This window comes from Nonomuraea sp. MG754425, assembly GCF_021699195.1.
Taxonomy (GTDB): domain Bacteria; phylum Actinomycetota; class Actinomycetes; order Streptosporangiales; family Streptosporangiaceae; genus Nonomuraea.
This window is the reverse complement of the sequence record NZ_SSXE01000128.1, coordinates 23,597-38,865: the sequence shown is the minus strand read 5'-3', so window position 1 is coordinate 38,865 and position 15,269 is coordinate 23,597. Positions and strand designations below refer to the sequence as shown.

The 15,269-nt window shown below is 71.8% G+C and carries 15 protein-coding genes and 1 pseudogene; 10 read left to right on the top strand and 6 right to left on the bottom strand.

Translation table 11 applies throughout. The features are described 5' to 3' along the window. Positions 1 to 25: 25 nt before the first annotated feature. On the top strand, positions 26 to 1,222 hold the full coding sequence (locus FAF44_RS35390) for a M48 family metallopeptidase (protein WP_237107705.1): 1,197 nt from the start codon (positions 26 to 28) through the stop codon (positions 1,220 to 1,222). Then, positions 1,219 to 2,343, top strand: a complete 1,125-nt coding sequence (locus FAF44_RS35385; protein ID WP_237107704.1) for a glycosyltransferase family 4 protein — start codon at positions 1,219 to 1,221, stop codon at positions 2,341 to 2,343. The genes FAF44_RS35390 and FAF44_RS35385 overlap by 4 nt, the downstream gene beginning before the upstream one ends. On the opposite strand, the gene FAF44_RS35380 is transcribed toward FAF44_RS35385, so the two are convergent. From FAF44_RS35380 to FAF44_RS35365, 4 genes are all read right to left on the bottom strand, one after another. Continuing rightward, entirely contained in the window at positions 2,340 to 3,227 is an 888-nt protein-coding gene (locus FAF44_RS35380; RefSeq protein WP_237107703.1) for a carbohydrate ABC transporter permease, read from the bottom strand. The genes FAF44_RS35385 and FAF44_RS35380 overlap by 4 nt on opposite strands. Then, positions 3,224 to 4,096: a carbohydrate ABC transporter permease gene (locus FAF44_RS35375; protein ID WP_237107702.1), complete on the bottom strand. Its 873-nt coding sequence runs from the start codon at positions 4,094 to 4,096 to the stop codon at positions 3,224 to 3,226. The genes FAF44_RS35380 and FAF44_RS35375 overlap by 4 nt, the downstream gene beginning before the upstream one ends. Further along, positions 4,096 to 5,343: an ABC transporter substrate-binding protein gene (locus tag FAF44_RS35370; protein WP_237107701.1), complete on the bottom strand. Its 1,248-nt coding sequence runs from the start codon at positions 5,341 to 5,343 to the stop codon at positions 4,096 to 4,098. The genes FAF44_RS35375 and FAF44_RS35370 overlap by 1 nt, the downstream gene beginning before the upstream one ends. Positions 5,344 to 5,487: 144 nt before the next feature. Further along, the gene (locus FAF44_RS35365) at positions 5,488 to 7,239 is read right to left on the bottom strand and encodes a long-chain fatty acid--CoA ligase (protein ID WP_237107700.1); all 1,752 of its coding nucleotides are present in this window, start codon (positions 7,237 to 7,239) and stop codon (positions 5,488 to 5,490) included. Positions 7,240 to 7,421: 182 nt separating this feature from the next. Here FAF44_RS35365 and FAF44_RS35360 point away from each other — a divergent pair, with 182 nt between their 5' ends. The 7 genes and pseudogenes from FAF44_RS35360 (at position 7,422) to FAF44_RS35330 (ending at position 13,029) form a co-directional block, all read left to right on the top strand. Further along, positions 7,422 to 8,189, top strand: a complete 768-nt coding sequence (locus tag FAF44_RS35360; RefSeq protein WP_237107699.1) for a metallophosphoesterase — start codon at positions 7,422 to 7,424, stop codon at positions 8,187 to 8,189. A 60-nt stretch (positions 8,190 to 8,249) separates the two neighbouring features. Further along, the gene (locus FAF44_RS35355) at positions 8,250 to 8,684 is read left to right on the top strand and encodes an SRPBCC family protein (RefSeq protein WP_237107698.1); all 435 of its coding nucleotides are present in this window, start codon (positions 8,250 to 8,252) and stop codon (positions 8,682 to 8,684) included. Position 8,685: 1 nt separating this feature from the next. Then, positions 8,686 to 9,894 (top strand): ArsA family ATPase, encoded by a 1,209-nt coding sequence (locus FAF44_RS35350; RefSeq protein ID WP_237107697.1) that lies wholly within the window; start codon positions 8,686 to 8,688, stop codon positions 9,892 to 9,894. 46 nt (positions 9,895 to 9,940) lie between these two features. Beyond that, a complete protein-coding gene (locus FAF44_RS35345) occupies positions 9,941 to 10,360 on the top strand; it encodes a DUF5304 family protein (RefSeq protein WP_237107696.1) in 420 nt (139 codons plus the stop codon). A gap of 13 nt (positions 10,361 to 10,373) precedes the next feature. Continuing rightward, positions 10,374 to 11,178: pseudogene (locus FAF44_RS35340) on the top strand (ROK family glucokinase). A 7-nt stretch (positions 11,179 to 11,185) separates the two neighbouring features. Further along, positions 11,186 to 11,923, top strand: coding sequence for an endonuclease/exonuclease/phosphatase family protein (locus FAF44_RS35335; protein WP_237107695.1), 738 nt, complete (start codon positions 11,186 to 11,188; stop codon positions 11,921 to 11,923). Next, complete coding sequence (locus FAF44_RS35330) at positions 11,920 to 13,029, top strand: hypothetical protein (protein ID WP_237107694.1); 1,110 nt, start codon at positions 11,920 to 11,922, stop codon at positions 13,027 to 13,029. The genes FAF44_RS35335 and FAF44_RS35330 overlap by 4 nt, the downstream gene beginning before the upstream one ends. Positions 13,030 to 13,048: 19 nt before the next feature. On the opposite strand, the gene FAF44_RS35325 is transcribed toward FAF44_RS35330, so the two are convergent. Then, positions 13,049 to 13,534 (bottom strand): hypothetical protein, encoded by a 486-nt coding sequence (locus FAF44_RS35325; RefSeq protein ID WP_237107693.1) that lies wholly within the window; start codon positions 13,532 to 13,534, stop codon positions 13,049 to 13,051. Between the two features lie 46 nt (positions 13,535 to 13,580). After that, positions 13,581 to 14,339 carry a carboxylesterase gene (locus FAF44_RS35320; RefSeq protein WP_237107692.1) on the bottom strand — a complete coding sequence of 253 codons (759 nt, stop codon included), beginning with the start codon at positions 14,337 to 14,339 and terminating at the stop codon, positions 13,581 to 13,583. A 211-nt stretch (positions 14,340 to 14,550) separates the two neighbouring features. Between FAF44_RS35320 and FAF44_RS35315 the strand changes: the two genes are divergently transcribed. Continuing rightward, a complete protein-coding gene (locus FAF44_RS35315; RefSeq protein ID WP_237107691.1) occupies positions 14,551 to 15,264 on the top strand; it encodes a 1-acyl-sn-glycerol-3-phosphate acyltransferase in 714 nt (237 codons plus the stop codon). The last annotated feature ends 5 nt before the right edge of the window (positions 15,265 to 15,269 follow it).

The following is a 15,269-nucleotide window of genomic DNA, read 5'->3' as shown; positions in this document are numbered from 1 at the left end:
GAACGCGGCCACCGCCACGATCACCATGCCCAGCAGCACCAGCGCGATGGCCGCGTTCAGCACCCCCTGGCACGTGCTGACCGGCGGCCCGCCCGATCCGGCGCGCGACTTCACCGCCGCCCAGATCGCCAGGTCGCAGGCGTTCGACGCGGCCACAAGCCTGCCGAGCTACCTCTCGCTGGGCCTCACGGTGATCTTCGCCGGCCTGCTGGTCGCCACCCCGTTCAGCGCCAAGGTGCTCGGGTGGCTGAGAGGCCCGTGGTGGTTGCGGGTGGTCCTCGGCGTGCTGGTGATCACCGCGATCACCGAGCTGGCCCGGTGGCCGCTCGGCGTCTGGTTCGAGACGATCCTGCGCGACTACGGCCTGTCCGTCCAGGACTGGGCGGGCTGGAGCGTCGACCGGCTGAAGAACCTGGGCGTGGAGGCGCTGCTGCTCGGCGTCATGCTGCTGGCCCTGGTGGCGCTGGCGCGCAGGTTCCGGCGCTGGTGGATCCCGGCCGCGGTGGGCGCGTTCGCGCTGACGGTGGCGATGTCGTTCGTGTACCCCGTGGTGTTCGAGCCGCTGTTCAACGACTTCCACTCCATGCCGCAGGGCTCGCTGCGCACCAACCTGCTCGACATGGCCGAGCGTGACCACGTGCCGGTCGAGGACGTGCTGGTCGCCGACGCCTCACGCCGTACGACGGCGCTCAACGCGTACGTGTCCGGCTTCGGGGCCACGCGCCGCATCGTCGTCTACGACACACTGCTGAAGGCCCCGCAGGGGCAGGTCGAGCTGGTCGCCGCGCACGAGCTGGGGCACGCGGCGCGTAACGACGTGCTCTACGGCACGTTCATCGCCGCCCTGGGCGCGGCTCTCGGCGCGATCGCGCTGTTCCTGGTCTTCGGTCCGCTGCGGCGGCGCACCGGGGTCGGCTCGATCACCGACCCGCGCGCGGTCGGGGTGATCATGGGCATCATGACCTTCGGCTCGCTGCTCATGGGCCCCGCCCAGAACCTGATCAGCCGGCACATCGAGGCCAGGGCCGACGTGCACGCGCTGGACCTGACCAGGGATCCGGCCACGTTCATCGCCATGCAGAAGCACCTCGCCGTAGCCAACATTTCCGACTTGTCGCCGGATGCGGTGGAATATGTGCTCTATGCCTCCCATCCCTCTGGCCCCGAGCGCATCGCGATGGCCCGCGCATGGGCCAAGCTGAACGGCGTCCCCGAGCCGTGAACGGCCCCGCCCCCGCCGGCGTGCTCATCGTGACCAACGACTTCCCGCCCAGGCCGGGCGGGATCCAGTCGTTCGTCCATGGGCTCGCGCTGCGCACGCCCGGCGTCGTGGTCTACGCGCCGGCCTGGCCGGGGGCGGCGGAGTTCGACCGGCGCCAGCCGTTCCCGATCGTGCGGCACCCGACGCGGCTGATGCTGCCCACCCCGGCCGTCGCGCGCACGGCGGCCCGGCTGGTGGCAGGGCTGGTGGCCGAGCACGGCGCGGGCACCGTGGTGTTCGGCGCGGCGGCGCCACTCGGCCTGCTCGCCCCGCGCCTGCGCCGTGCGGGCGCGCGGCGGGTGGTGATGCTCACCCACGGCCACGAGGCGTCGTGGGCGAGCGCGCCGGGCTTCCGCGCCGTGCTGCGCCGGATCGGCGCGCACGCCGACGTGGTGACGTACCTCGGCGAGTACACCCGGCGGCGGCTGGCCGCCGTCATCGAGCCGGGCAAGCTCGTCCGGCTCGCGCCCGGCGTGGACGCCGACCGGTTCCGCCCCGGTGCCGCGGACCCCGACGCGGAGATCGTGCCCGTCCCGCCGGGGCGGCCGGTGGTGCTGTGCGTGTCGCGGCTGGTGCCGCGCAAGGGCCAGGACCAGCTCATCAGGGCCTGGCCCAGCGTGCTGCGCTCGGTCCCGGACGCCGTGCTGCTGCTGGTGGGCGGCGGCCCGTACCGCGCGGCGCTGGAACGGCTGGCGGCCGGGCGGGAGTCGATCAGATTCACCGGCACGGTGCCGGAGTCCGCCCTGCCCGCCTACTACGCGGCGGCGGACGTGTTCGCGATGCCGTGCCGCACCCGGCTCGGGGGCGTGGACGTGGAAGGGCTCGGGATCGTGTTCCTGGAGGCGTCCGCGAGCGGGCTGCCCGTGGTGGCGGGCGCGTCCGGCGGCGCGCCCGACGCGGTCCGGCCCGGCGAGACCGGCCTGGTCGTGAACGGCGAGAGCGTGGACGAGGTGGCGCAGGCCGTCGTCGAACTGCTCACCGACCCCGGCAGGGCCCGCAAGCTGGGCGCGGGCGGCCGTGACTGGGTCGCCCGCGAATGGGCGTGGGACCAAGTGGCCGCCCGCTTCCGGCAGTTGCTCTAACCCTTCGCCGAGCCGAGCGTGAGCCCGGCCACGAACTGCTTGTGCAGGAGCTGGAAGACGACCAGCGTCGGCAGCGCCACCAGCATCGAGCCGGCGGCCAGCAGGTTGTAGTCGGTGAAGAACTGGCCGCGCAGGTTGTTCAGCGCCGAGGTGACGGGCAGCTTGTCGCCCGACGACATCAGCACCAGCGCCCACAGGAAGTCGTTGTACATCCAGGTGAACTGCAACGTGGCCAGCGCCGCCAGCGCGGGCCGGCACAGCGGCAGCGTCAGCCGCCAGTAGCGCCGCCACACCCCCGCCCCGTCCATCAGCGCCGCCTCGTTGATCTCCTCGGGGATCGTGCGCATGAAGTTCGCCAGCACGAAGACGCAGAAGCCGAACTGGAACGCCACGTGGACGAGGATCAGCCCGAGGTAGGAGTCGTAGAGCGACTGCGAGTCCGACAGCCACGCCGGCAGCGGGACGAGCGTGTACAGGGTGTAGAGCGGGGTGATGAGGACCTGCGGCGGCAGCAGATTGCCCGCGGTGAACACGATCAGCAGCGTCCTGCGGCCCGGCACGCGCAGCCGCGCGATCGCGAACGCCGTGAACGAGGCCAGCAGCAGCGTCACCGCCACCGCGGGCAGCACGACGATCAGCGTGTTGAGGTAGTAGCGGGGCAACTCGGCCTGCGTCCACGCCTCCGCGTAGTAGCCGAGCGTCAGGTGCTCCGGCGGCGAGAGGTAGCCCAGACGGGCGGTCTCCTCGTACGGCCGCAGCGAGGCGTACACCGCCAGCGCCGGCGGCAGCAGCCACCCCAGCGCCACCAGCGCCAGGAAGAGGTGCAGCAGGATCCGCAGCGGCCGGACCGGACGCGCGCGCGGGGGAGCGGCGGCGTGGCTCATCGCTCCTCCCTGAACAGTTGCGACAGGTACGCGACGATGAACCCCATCGAGAGCACCAGCAGGACCACCGCGATCGCCGAGCCGAAGCCGATCCGGCTGGCCTCGCCCACGATGTTCTCGGTGACCAGCACCGACAGCAGCTCCAGCCCGTTCCTGCCCTTGTTGACGGCGTAGACGACGTCGAAGGCCCGCAGCGCCTCGATCACCGTGATGACCAGCACGATCACGTTGACCGGCCGCAGCGTCGGGAACACCACCCCGAAGAACGCCTGCCGCTCGTTGGCGCCGTCGATGGCCGCGGCCTCCTTCAGCGCCGGATCGACCGCCTTGAGCCCCGCCAGATAGATGATCATCACGTAGCCGACGTGCCGCCAGCCGGCGGCGACCATGACCACCCAGATGTTGACGGAGCTGTCGCCCAGCCAGTCCACGCTCAGCCCGGTCACCGCGTTCAGCACCCCGTAGTCGGAGGAGTAGACGAGCTGCGCGATGAAGCCCACCACGGCCAGCGACAGCACGACGGGCGTGTACAGGGCGCTCTGGTAGACCCGCGACCACCGCAGCCGACGGTCCAGCAGCACCGCGCAGAACAGCCCGAACGGCGTCGCGACCAGCCCGAGGAAGGCCAGCCACAACACGTTGTTGCGGACCGCCGACCAGAACGGCGGATACTCGGCCGCCAGGTCGTGGTAGTTGTCGAGGCCCACCCACTCGATCGGCCCGATGCCGTTCCAGCCGGTGCCGGACAGCACGATGGAGGCGAGCGTGGGCCCCCAGATGAGGCTCACGTTGACGGCGACGGCCACCCCCAGCCCGGCGACCAGGACGGTCACGTCGCGGGCGGAGTAGCGACGGGTCTTGACGCCCATCAGCGGAAGATGTTCGCCTTCTGCTTCTCGATGCTCGACAGCAGGGAGTCGATCTCGGCCGGCTCGCCGACGAACGACTGCAGCGACGGGATCATCACCGTGGAGGCGAAGTCCGGCCGCGTGTCGCGGTCGAGGAACTGGGCGATGTGCGTGGCCTTCGACACCAGCTCCGCGCCGCGTTTCTGCAGCGCGCTGTAGCCGGAGGTGTCGGCCCCCGAGCCGGCCGCCAGCGTGCCGGGGTCCAGCTTCGTGGCGATGTCCTGGGAGGACGGCTGGGCGAGGTGCTTGAGCACGGCCTTGGCGCCGTCCACGTTCCTGGCCTTGGCGGAGATCATGTAGCCGTCGACGGGTGCGTCGATGGAGTCGGTCCCGTAGGCCGGGTTGATCTCCGGGAACGTGAAGAAGTCGAGGTCGTCGAGGTCGGCCTCGGGGAACTGCTGGGCGACGAACATCCCCAGCAGGTACATCCCGGTCTTCTTCTGCGCCAGCGACTGCCCGGCCTCCTGCCAGGTGCGGCCCAGCGCGGCCGGCTGGTGGTACTCCATCAGCCCCCGCCAGGTGTCGAACACCTGCCTGACCCGGGGGTCCGTCCACGACTCCTGGCCGGCCATGAGCGAGATGTGGAAGTCGTAGCCGTTCGTACGCAGGTTGAGGATGTCGAACGTGCCCATCGCCGGCCAGCCGTCCTTGTCGGCGAACGCGATCGGGATCAGCCCGTCGGCCCGCATCCTCCCGGCCAGCGCGGTGAGCTCGTCGAGGGTGGCGGGCGGCTCGTAGCCCTTGTCGGCCCACACGCTCTTGCGGTAGAAGACGGCCCACGGGTAGTAGGTGAAGGGCACGAAGTACTGCTTGCCGTCCGCGCCGGTCGACTGGTCCTTGAACGCCTGCGTGTAGCCGCCGCCGATCTCCTGCCACACGTCCGAGATGTCGGTGGCCAGCCCCTGTTCGGCGAAGAACCGCATGCGGTAACCGGCGAACCAGGTGAACACGTCGTCCGGCGTGCCCCGCAGGTAGCGGTTGATGTTCTCCTGGAAGGTGTTGTGATCGACCGTGTTGATCCTGGTCGCGGCCTGGGTGAAGCCCTTGAGCACGGTGTCGAGGGTCTTCTTGGGGATCTCGTCGGAGGCGTTCGAGCCGATCGTGACGGTGCCGAGGCCCCCGCCGGACCCGCTCGGCGCGGGCGACGGGGCGCCGGAGCCGCAGCCGGCGAGCACGGCGGGCACGCCGAACGTGGCGGCGGCGCCCAACAGAAGATTGCGACGTGAGATCGGCGGTCGTCGGTGCATGGTGGTTCCTCCCTGCCGGACCCTGCACAATCCCCCGAGTTCACTCACCTTCCTTCATCGAAAAGCCAAGATCTCCGACTGTCAACGTGTCCGCGCCCGGCGGGCTCAGCGCCGGTCGTCGTAGAGTTCGTCGATCTCCTTGGCGAAGTCGCGCAGCACGAGGTTGCGCTTGACCTTGAGCGTGGGCGTGAGATGCCCGCCGTCCTCGGTGAGGTCGGCCTCCAGAATGGTGAACTTCTTGATCTGCTCGGCCTTCGACACCAGCAGGTTGGCCCGGTCGACGGCGGCCTGGATGTCGGTCCGCACCTTGGGGTCGGAGCGCAGCTCCGCCACCGTGGAGCCGGCCGGCACGGCCTCGGCGTCGAGTGTGACCAGGGCCGCGACGAACGGCCGCCCGTCGCCCACGATCATCGCCTGGGAGATCAGCGGGTGCGCGCGCAGCGCGTCCTCCAGCGGGCCGGGCGCGACGTTCTTGCCCGCCGCCGTCACCAGGATCTCCTTCTTGCGCCCGGTGATCCGCAGGTAGCCGTCGGAGTCGAGTTCGCCGATGTCGCCGGTGTGGAACCAGCCCGCGGAGTCGATCACGTCGCCGGTGGCGGCGTCGTCCTTCCAGTAGCCGTGGAAGACGTTGCGGCCCCTGGCCAGGACCTCGCCGTCGTCGTCGATGCGCAGCGTGACGCCGGGCAGCGGCTTGCCGACAGTGCCGATCTTGTTGGCGCCGGGCATGTTGACCGAGACCGGGGCCGAGGTCTCGGTCAGGCCGTAGCCCTCGAAGACCTCGATGCCGACGCCCCTGAAGAAGTGACCGAGCCGCTCGCCGAGCGCGGAGCCGCCGCTCACCGCGGCCGACAGCCGGCCGCCCGTGGCCGCGCGCAGCTTGGCGTAGACCAGCTTGTCGAACACCGCCCGCCGCAGCCGCAGCCCGAGCGGCGCGCCCCCGGCGCTCTCCGCCTTGCTCCAGGCCACCGCCACGTCGACGGCGGCGGCGAAGATCTTGCCCTTGCCGCCCGAGACGGCCTTCTGCTCGGCGCCGTTGTAGACCTTCTCGAACACGCGCGGCACGCCCAGCAGGAACGTCGGCCTGAAGCTCTGCAGGTCGGGGGCGACGTTCTTCATGTTGGGGGTGTGCGCCATGATCGCGCCCGCCTCGATCAGCACGACCTGGATCATCCGCGCGAAGATGTGCGCCAGCGGCAGGAACAGCAGCGCGGCCGGGTCCTTGCGGGCGAACAGCGGCTCCAGCGGCCCGCGCAGCACGTTGAGCGCGGTGAACAGCAGGTTGTCGTGGGTGATGCGGCAGCCCTTGGGCCGGCCCGTGGTGCCCGAGGTGTAGACGATCGTGGCCAGGTCGGCGGCCGAGACGCGCTTCCTGCGCTCCTCGACGTCGGCGGCGGAGACGTCGCCGGTCTCCGGTGTGCCGTCCACCCGCCAGATCGACTTCAGCTCGGGCGCGGCCTCCCTCACGGCCTCCTCGTGCCCGTCGAGCTCGACGAACGCCGCCTTGGCCGCGCTGTCGCGCAGGATCCACCGGACCTGCTCGGCGGAGGAGGTCTCGTAGATCGGCACGGTGACCGCGCCGACGGACCAGATGGCGTAGTCGATCAGCGTCCACTCGTAGCGGGTGCGGGACATCAGCGCGACCCGGTCGCCGTGCTCGACGCCGGCCGCGACCAGCCCTCTGGCCACCTCGACCACCTGGTCGCGGAACTCGGAGGCGGTGACGACAGGCCACCCGTCGCCGATCTTGCGGCGCATCACGATCGCGCCCGGCTCCTGCTCGGCGCGCCGGAAGACGGTGTCGGCCAGGCCCGCGGAGGCGGGCACGTCGACCAGGACGGGGACGCTGTACTCGCGCACGAACTCAACTCCTCTTCGGGGACCGCCTGGACGTTACCGCCTTAAGTTACGCGCCGGTAGCTCCGTCATTGAGGCGTTATGAAGGGCATTCCTCACGCTAGCAGCCAACACACGGGCGCACGCGCACGCGCACCGCCCATGTGGACGGGCCCCCGACGGCGGGCGGTCGTAGGATCTCCCTCATGAGGGTCCACGTCGTCAGCGATGTCCATGGCAGGGCCGACGCGCTGGCCGGCGCGGGCGACGGCGCGGACGCGCTGATCTGCCTCGGCGACCTGATCCTGTTCGTCGACTACGACGACCACGCCCAGGGCATCTTCGCCGACCTGTTCGGCGCGGAGAACGCCAGGCGGTTCATCGCGCTGCGCACGGCCAAACGCTTCGACGAGGCCAGGGCCATGTCCGCGCGGCTGTGGGCCACGCTCGACGGCGATCCGCGCGAGCACATCGAACGCAACGTGCGCGCCCAGTACGCCGCCCTCTTCGCCGCCATGCCCGTGCCCGCCTACCTCACCTACGGCAACGTCGACCTGCCGCGCCTGTGGGCCGACTACCTCAGGCCCGGCCACCAGGTGCTCGACGGGCAGGTGGCCGAGATCGGCGGCCTGCGGTTCGGCTTCGTCGGCGGCGGGCTGAAGACCCCCTACCGCACCCCGCACGAGATCACCGACGAGGAGTACGCCGCCAAGGTCGAGGCGATCGGCGAGGTGGACGTCCTGTGCTGCCACATCCCGCCCGCCCTGCCCGAACTGCTCTACGACGTGGTGGCCCGCCGCTTCGAGCGCGGCAGCGAGGCCACGCTGGCGGCGATCAGGCGCACCCAGCCGCGCTACGCCCTGTTCGGGCACGTGCACAACCCGCTGCACGCGCGCACCCGCGTGGGGCGCACCGAGTGCGTGAACGTGGGCCACTTCCGGGGCAGCGGCGTTCCGTACGTCCTGGAATGGTGAGCGCCGCCCGCCCTCACACGGGTCCGCCGCGTGTGGTGGTTCGTGCACTACGGTGGTCGCATGTCTGATCGCACCACTTCGAGCATCACGATCGGCGCCGCGCGGGCCGACGTGATGGCGGTCATCGCGGACTTCCCCTCCTACCCCGAATGGGCCGGCCAGGTCAAACGCGCCGAGGTCCTCAGCGCCGACGCCGACGGCAGGCCGCACACGGTCCGGTTCGCCCTCGACGCCGGCCCGATCAGCGACACCTACACCCTCGGCTACGCCTGGCAGGGCGACAGCGTGAGCTGGCAGGTCGCCGAGCCCGGGAAGATGGTCTCCGACCTGCGGGGCAGCTACCGGCTCACCGACGCGGGCGGCGGCACCGAGGTGACGTACGAGCTGGCGGTCGACCTCAGCGTCCCCATGCTCGGCCTGATCAAGCGCAAGGCGGAGAAGGTCATCGTGGACACCGCGCTCAAGGGCCTCAAGAAGCGCGTCGAGGGCCGCTGAGTTGAGCCCGCGGGTTCTGCTCTTCACCGGCAAGGGCGGCGTCGGCAAGACCACGGCCGCCGCGGCCACCGCCACGCTCGCCGCCCGGCGCGGGCTCAAGACGCTCATCGTCTCCACCGACGCGGCGCACTCCCTGGCCGACGCGCTGGCGGCGGGCCCCGGCGAACTCGCGCCGGGCCTGCACCTGCACCAGGTCGACACCCAGAAGACGCTGGAGCGCCACTGGGGCGAACTGCAGGGCTACGCCAGGGGCCTGCTGACCGAGCTGGGCCTCGACGAGATCACCTCCGAGGAGATCACGGTCCTGCCGGGCGCCGAGGAGGTCATCGCCCTGCTGGAGCTGCGCGCGAACGTCCGCGACGGCCGCTGGGACGTGATCGTCGTCGACTGCGCCCCCACCGCCGAGACGCTGCGCCTGCTGGCCCTGCCCGAGGCGCTCGACTGGCACGTCAGCCGGCTCATGCCGGTCGGCCGCAAGCTGGTGCGGCTGGCCGCGCCGTTCGTGCGCGGCGTGGCCCGCGTGAGCGCGCCCGGCGAGGACGTCCTCGACGCCGCCGAACGCTTCCACCGCGGCCTCATGGAGGTGCGCGAGCTGCTCACCGGCGAGCACGCCTCCGTGCGGCTCGTGCTCACCCCCGAGTCCGTGGTGCTCGCCGAGGCCAGGCGCACCCTGACCTCGCTCAGCCTGTACGGCTACCGGGTCGACGCCGTCATCGCCAACCGGGTCTTCCCCGGCGAGGGCGCCGACGAGTGGCGGGCCCGGTGGGTCACGGCCCAGGCCCGGCTGCTGGCCGAGGCGGAGCAGTCGTTCGCGCCGCTGCCCGTGCACGCGGTGCCGTACCTGCCCGCCGAGCCCGTCGGCGAGCCCGCGCTGGCCGAGCTGGGCGCGGCGATGTACGGCGAGGCCGACCCGTTCGCCCCGCACGCCGTCGAGCCGCCGCTGCGGATGAGCGCCGACGAGCTGACGCTGGCCCTGCCCGGGGCTGAGCGCGGCGACGTCGACCTGGCGCGCAAGGGCGACGAGCTGATCGTCACGGCGGGGCCGTACCGGCGGATCCTGGCGCTGCCGGCGGCCCTGGCGCGCCGGCGGATCAGCGCGGCCGAGCTGCGCGACGGCGTGCTCCGGGTCCGCTGGGCCCTCGAAGACGGCCCGCCCGCGCAGGCGGGGTCTGCACTAGCGTTCAACTCGGGGAGCGAATCCGCGTCCTGAGGAGTTGAACATGGAGGAGCGACCCCATACGCCAGGGAGGGCCAAAATGACCGAGAGCCAGGACAAAGACCCGATCGGCTCGGTAGCCGACGAAGCGCGCAAGTTGTTCGAGTCGATCCAGGGGCGGGCCACCCGCCAGGTCGGCAAGAGCGTGTTCAACTCCTTCACCGGCGGTGGCCGCAAGGAGCGGGACGTGTGGGAGGAGGCCGTGTCCGAGCCCCACGAGGAGTACATCTGCCGCGCCTGCCCGGTCTGCCGGGCGATGGCGGCGCAGCGCGAGTCCGGCGGCGACGTGGCCGGGCACCTGATGGCGGCCGGCGGCGAGCTGGTCGCCGCCTTCCGGGGAGCGCTCGACGCGCTGAGCCGGCCCGCCCCCCGGACCAGCGCGCCGCGTGAGCGGACCGGCGACGGGCGGACCGGTGACGACGGCCGCCGTGACGGCGTGGAACACATAGATCTGAACTAGGGAGACACGGGGCATGCTCACGATCGGTGTCGACATCGGCGGGACGAAGGTGGCCGCCGGTGTGGTCGACGACAACGGCGAGATCGTCGGACGAGACCCGCTCCGTCGTGCGCTTCGCCCCCAACCTCGCCTGGCGCGAGGAGCCGCTGCAGAAGAAGATCAGCGACCTGGTCGGCCTGCCGGTCATCATCGAGAACGACGCCAACGCCATGGCCTGGGGCGAGACCCGGTTCGGCGCGGGCAGGGGCCAGTCCCACGTGGTCTGCCTGACGCTCGGCACCGGCATCGGCGGCGGCATCGTCATCGGCGGCGACCTCTACCGGGGCCGCTGGGGCATGGGCGCCGAACTGGGCCACATGCAGGTGCTCCCGGGCGGGCGGCCCTGCGGGTGCGGCAACGTCGGCTGCTGGGAGCAGTACGCCAGCGGCCAGTCCCTGGTCAAGGACGCCAGGCAGATCGCCGCCGAGGAGCCGGAACGGGCCGCGACGCTGCTCGGGCTGGCCGGCGGCAAGATCGAGGGCGAGGAGGTGACCGAGGCCGCCCGGCAGGGCGACGACGCCTCGCTGGCCGCCTTCGCCGCCCTGGCCGACTGGCTCGGGCAGGGCATGGCCGACCTGGCCGCCGTGCTCGACCCCGGCTGCTTCATCGTCGGCGGCGGCGTCTCGCGGGCCGCCGACCTGTTCATCGACCGGGCCAGGCAGGTCTTCGCCGAACGGCTGACCGGCCACGGCCACCGCCCGCTCGCCGAGATCCGGCTGGCCGAACTCGGCGCGTCCGCCGGCGTGGTGGGGGCCGCCGACCTGGCCAGGCAGCGTTAAGTCCCGCGTGACGGTCCGGGTCGGCACGTACAACCTGCACGGGCTGCGCGACAGCGTGCCCGCGCTCGGCCGGGTCATCGCCGCCGCGCGGGCCGACGTGCTGTGCGTGCAGGAGGCGCCCAGGTTCGGCCGGTGGCGGGCCAGGCGGGCGATGCTGGCCGGCGCGGCGGGCCTGGCGGTCGCGACGCCCGGCAGGCTGGGCGGGGTGGCCGTGCTCGTCGGGCGGCGCGTGCGCGTGCTGCACGCCGCGAGCCACCCGCTGCGCTCGTTCCTCGGCCTGGAGCGGCGCGTGCTCGCCGTCGCCGTCGTGCAGGCCGAGGGGGCGCGGCTGGCCGTCGGCTCGCTGCACCTCGACCTCAACGGCCCGGCCAGGATGCACCACGCGGCCGAGGCCGTGGCGCTGATGGAGCGCGCGGCGGCCCGGCACGACGCGGCGATCGTGCTCGCCGGCGACGTCAACGAGCAGCCGCACCAGCCGGCCTGGCGCTACCTGGCCGGGCGGCTGGCCGACTGCCACGCCGCGGCGCCCGAGGGCGACGGGCTGACCTACCCCGCCACCAGGCCCTCCGTCCGCATCGACGGGGTCTTCGCCGCGCGCGGGACCCACGTCGTGTGGTGCGGGGGAGTGGACGCCGCGAGACCCGATCTGACGGGGGCCAGCGACCACCTCCCGGTCGTCGCGGAGTTGCGAGTTGGGCACCGGCGGGCGGAACAGGCCGTCCAGCCCGTAGCATTTCCCTCATGACCCGTCGCTCTCGGCGGCGTGCGCTCTCCTTGATCTTGGCGACGTCCGTGGCCTGGACGCAGGTCACGCCCGCCGCGCATGCCGAACCCCGCCCACCCCAGATCGAGGCGTGGCAGCAGTCGACGAGCGTGCGCCTGCAGGCCGACGGCTCGCTCTCCGACGTGCTCGCGATCTCGCCGAGCGACGTGTGGGCGGTGGGGCAGCAGGAGATCTGGGACGTCTGGAAGAACCGCGGCACCATCCGCCACTGGGACGGCGCCAGGTGGGCCGAGGTCGGCATCCGCGACAACACGGCCGCGGGCAACCTGCGCGGGCTGGCCGCCGCCTCGCCGTCCGACGTGTGGGCGGTCGGCGACGGGCACGACGGTGTTCCCTACCTCGCGCACGGCGACACCGGCGGCTTCGACCGGGTCAGGCCGTCCGCGCTGCACGCCGGCGACTGGCTGGGCGGCGTCGACGCCAAGGCCGGCAAGATCGTGGCGGTCGGCAGCCGCGAGCGCAACGGGCTGATCCTGACCGGCCAGGGCAACTCCTGGAGCGCCCAGGAGACCAAGGAGAAGGGCGCGCTCTACGCGGTGTCCGGCGGGTTCGCGGTCGGCGACACCGGCACCGAGCCGCTGATCGTGCACTACTCCGGCGGCTCGTGGAAGTCCATGCCGCTGCCCTCGGTCCCCGGCGGCTACCTGCGCGACGTGCAGGTCGACAACTCCAAGCGGGCGCTGGCCGTGGGCGGCATCTACCGCGGCCCCGGCGACGTCTCGCCGCTCGCGCTGGTCTGGAACGGCAAGCGGTGGCGCGAACTGCCCGTGCCCGGCCCCGAGACCAGGCTGTACGGCGTGACCGGCGACGGCAAGGGACGCTACTGGATGACGGGCTACGACCCCGCACGCGCCGCCGAGCCGTTCATGATGCGCTGCGAGAAGGGCGCGTGCGAGACCATCAGGGGCGGCGGCGCGACGGGCCGGAGCAGCGTGCGGCTGCAGGCCGTGACGTACCTGGCGGGCAAGAGCACGGTGTGGGCGGTCGGGCACGCCGTGGACACCAAGGACCGCTACACCGACGTGGTGGAGTCCTTCGCGCCCAGGACGACCACCTCGAAGTCCTAGGCGCCTTCCCGCAGGGCGCTCAGAGCACCGCGCCGTCGTCCCAGCCGGAGTCGTTGGGCGGGCCGTCGCCCATGCGGACCACCAGGGCCACGAACCCGCCGATGAACGCCGCCACCGCCGTGAACAGCGCCCACCCCTCCATGCGCCAGTTCGCCATCGCCGCGACCAGCAGGTAGGCGGGGCCGCCGAACAGGGCGACCCACGCCAGCTTGGTCGGCAGGTCCAGCTTGGGCAGCGGAGGCGGCGGCGGGGGCTCGAAGTGGCCCTCGTCCTCGTCGTCGTCCTCCTCGTCGTCGGCGTCCGCCCGGTCGAGGAGCGGGCCGTCGTCGGGCGGGGTGTCGCGGGCCGGTTCGTCCTCCGGGGGCCTGACCACCCGGCGGGCCGGCTCGGCAGGCACGTTCTCGCTGTCGGGCCATGGCTGGTCGGCCGAGTCGCGCTCGGCCGTGTCGTTGAAGGACGCGACGATCTGCCGCCAGACCTCGTCCTCGTCACTCTGGGGCGTCACCTAGATGGGCCTCTCCGCAGCGATCGCGACTTCCCCCTGGGTGCGATCAGTCCCTCTGCAAGGGTACCGAGGCATGTGTCCGGATGAAGTCGAGGCTCCCGGCAAAGATCCTGTCGGCATCGTTGTCAAGCGTCGCAACATGGTAGCTATCGGTAAGCTCCTCGATCGTGGCCTGCGGGACCTTCGCGCGAAGGATCGCGACACTCGTCGGCTTCACCACGTGGTCCTGCGTGCTGTGGAAGACCAGCAGCGGCTGCGTCACCTTGGCCAGGTCGGCCTGCACCAGCGACCACAGCCCCGGCAGCGAGGCCGCCGCCTTCACCGGGGTGCGGGTGTAGGCCAGCTCGCGCACGCCGGGTTTCTTGACGTCGTTGGCGACCCCCGGAACCGACGGCACGAACCACTTGAGCAGCGGGGCCAGCCGCATCAGCGGCACGTCGTTCGCGATCGAGGGGTTGACCACCATGACGCCCCTGATCGCCGCGCCGTGCACCTCGGCCAGCCGTAACGCCAGGCACCCGCCCAGCGACAGCCCCGCCACGAACACCTCCGCGCACCTGCCCTGGAGGTCCGCGAACGCCTTCTCCACCTCGGCGTACCAGTCCATCCAGCGCGTCCGGTTCATCTCCTGCCATCTGGTGCCGTGACCGGGCTGGCGGGGCAGCGACACGCTGACCCCGTGCCCGGCCAGGTACTCACCCCACGGCCGCAGCGACTGCGGCGTGCCGGTGAACCCGTGGCACAACAACACGCCGATCTCGCCTGCTTCGTGGTGGTAGGGCTCCGCGCCTGGCATGAGCGGCATAACAGCTCCTCTGTGCCGTTTCATTCCGGGAATTTCCGCCGGAACGGCCCGATCGTCGCATGTTCCGGGGTGTTTGTGCGAGAGCTGATGTAGGAGCATGGTCGTTGGGATGGGAAGATGACTCTGCTCGCGGACATGCTCGGGAACATGCTCACGGTCACTGCCCGCTGACGACGAGGCCGACGAAAGTGCGCAGGGAAGAGGTGCCAGGGTGTTCTACTGGGTGGTCAAGGCCATCTTGGGGCCGCTGCTGCGCCTCCTGTTCCGGCCGTGGACCGAAGGCGCGGAGAACGTGCCCAGGCAGGGGCCCGCGATCCTGGCCGGCAACCACCTGTCCTTCGCCGACCACTTCTTCGGCCCGCTGCAGATCCGGCGCAAGGTCATCTCGCTGGGCAAGGCCGACTACTTCACCGGGCGCGGCGTCAAGGGCTTCTTCACCCGGATGTTCTTCAGCGGGGTCGGCACCGTGCCCATCGACCGCTCCGGCGGCAAGGCCAGCGAGGCGGCCCTGCGCACCGGGCTGCGCGTCCTGCGCGAGGGCAACATCCTGGGCATCTACCCCGAGGGCACCCGCACTCCCGACGGCCGCCTCTACAAGGGCAAGACCGGCGTGGCCAGGCTCGCCCTGGAGTCGCGGGTGCCGGTGATCCCGTGGGCGATGGTCAACACCTACGAGATGATGCCGCCCGGGCGGGTGCTGCCCAAGATGGGCATCCGGCCGGGGGTGAAGTTCGGCAAGCCGCTCGACTTCTCCCGCTACTACGGCATGGAGGACGACCGGCTGGTGCTGCGCGCGGTGACCGACGAGATCATGTACGCGCTGATGGAGCTGTCGGGCCAGGAGTACGTCGACAAGTACGCCGCCAGCGCCCGCGTCGAGATGGAACGCGCCGCCCGCGCCTCCGCCGCCGCCAAGGGCGACTGAGGCCC

Excerpts from the sequence above, each read along its gene's own strand:
- FAF44_RS35380 (WP_237107703.1), bottom strand. The coding sequence starts at position 3,227 with ATGAGCCACGCCGCCGCTCCCCCGCGCGCGCGTCCGGTCCGGCCGCTG.
- FAF44_RS35330 (WP_237107694.1), top strand. The coding sequence starts at position 11,920 with ATGACCCGTCGCTCTCGGCGGCGTGCGCTCTCCTTGATCTTGGCGACG.
- FAF44_RS35375 (WP_237107702.1), bottom strand. The coding sequence starts at position 4,096 with ATGGGCGTCAAGACCCGTCGCTACTCCGCCCGCGACGTGACCGTCCTG.
- FAF44_RS35345 (WP_237107696.1), top strand. The coding sequence starts at position 9,941 with ATGACCGAGAGCCAGGACAAAGACCCGATCGGCTCGGTAGCCGACGAA.
- FAF44_RS35355 (WP_237107698.1), top strand. The coding sequence starts at position 8,250 with ATGTCTGATCGCACCACTTCGAGCATCACGATCGGCGCCGCGCGGGCC.
- FAF44_RS35320 (WP_237107692.1), bottom strand. The coding sequence starts at position 14,339 with ATGCCGCTCATGCCAGGCGCGGAGCCCTACCACCACGAAGCAGGCGAG.
- FAF44_RS35360 (WP_237107699.1), top strand. The coding sequence starts at position 7,422 with ATGAGGGTCCACGTCGTCAGCGATGTCCATGGCAGGGCCGACGCGCTG.
- FAF44_RS35390 (WP_237107705.1), top strand. The coding sequence starts at position 26 with ATGCCCAGCAGCACCAGCGCGATGGCCGCGTTCAGCACCCCCTGGCAC.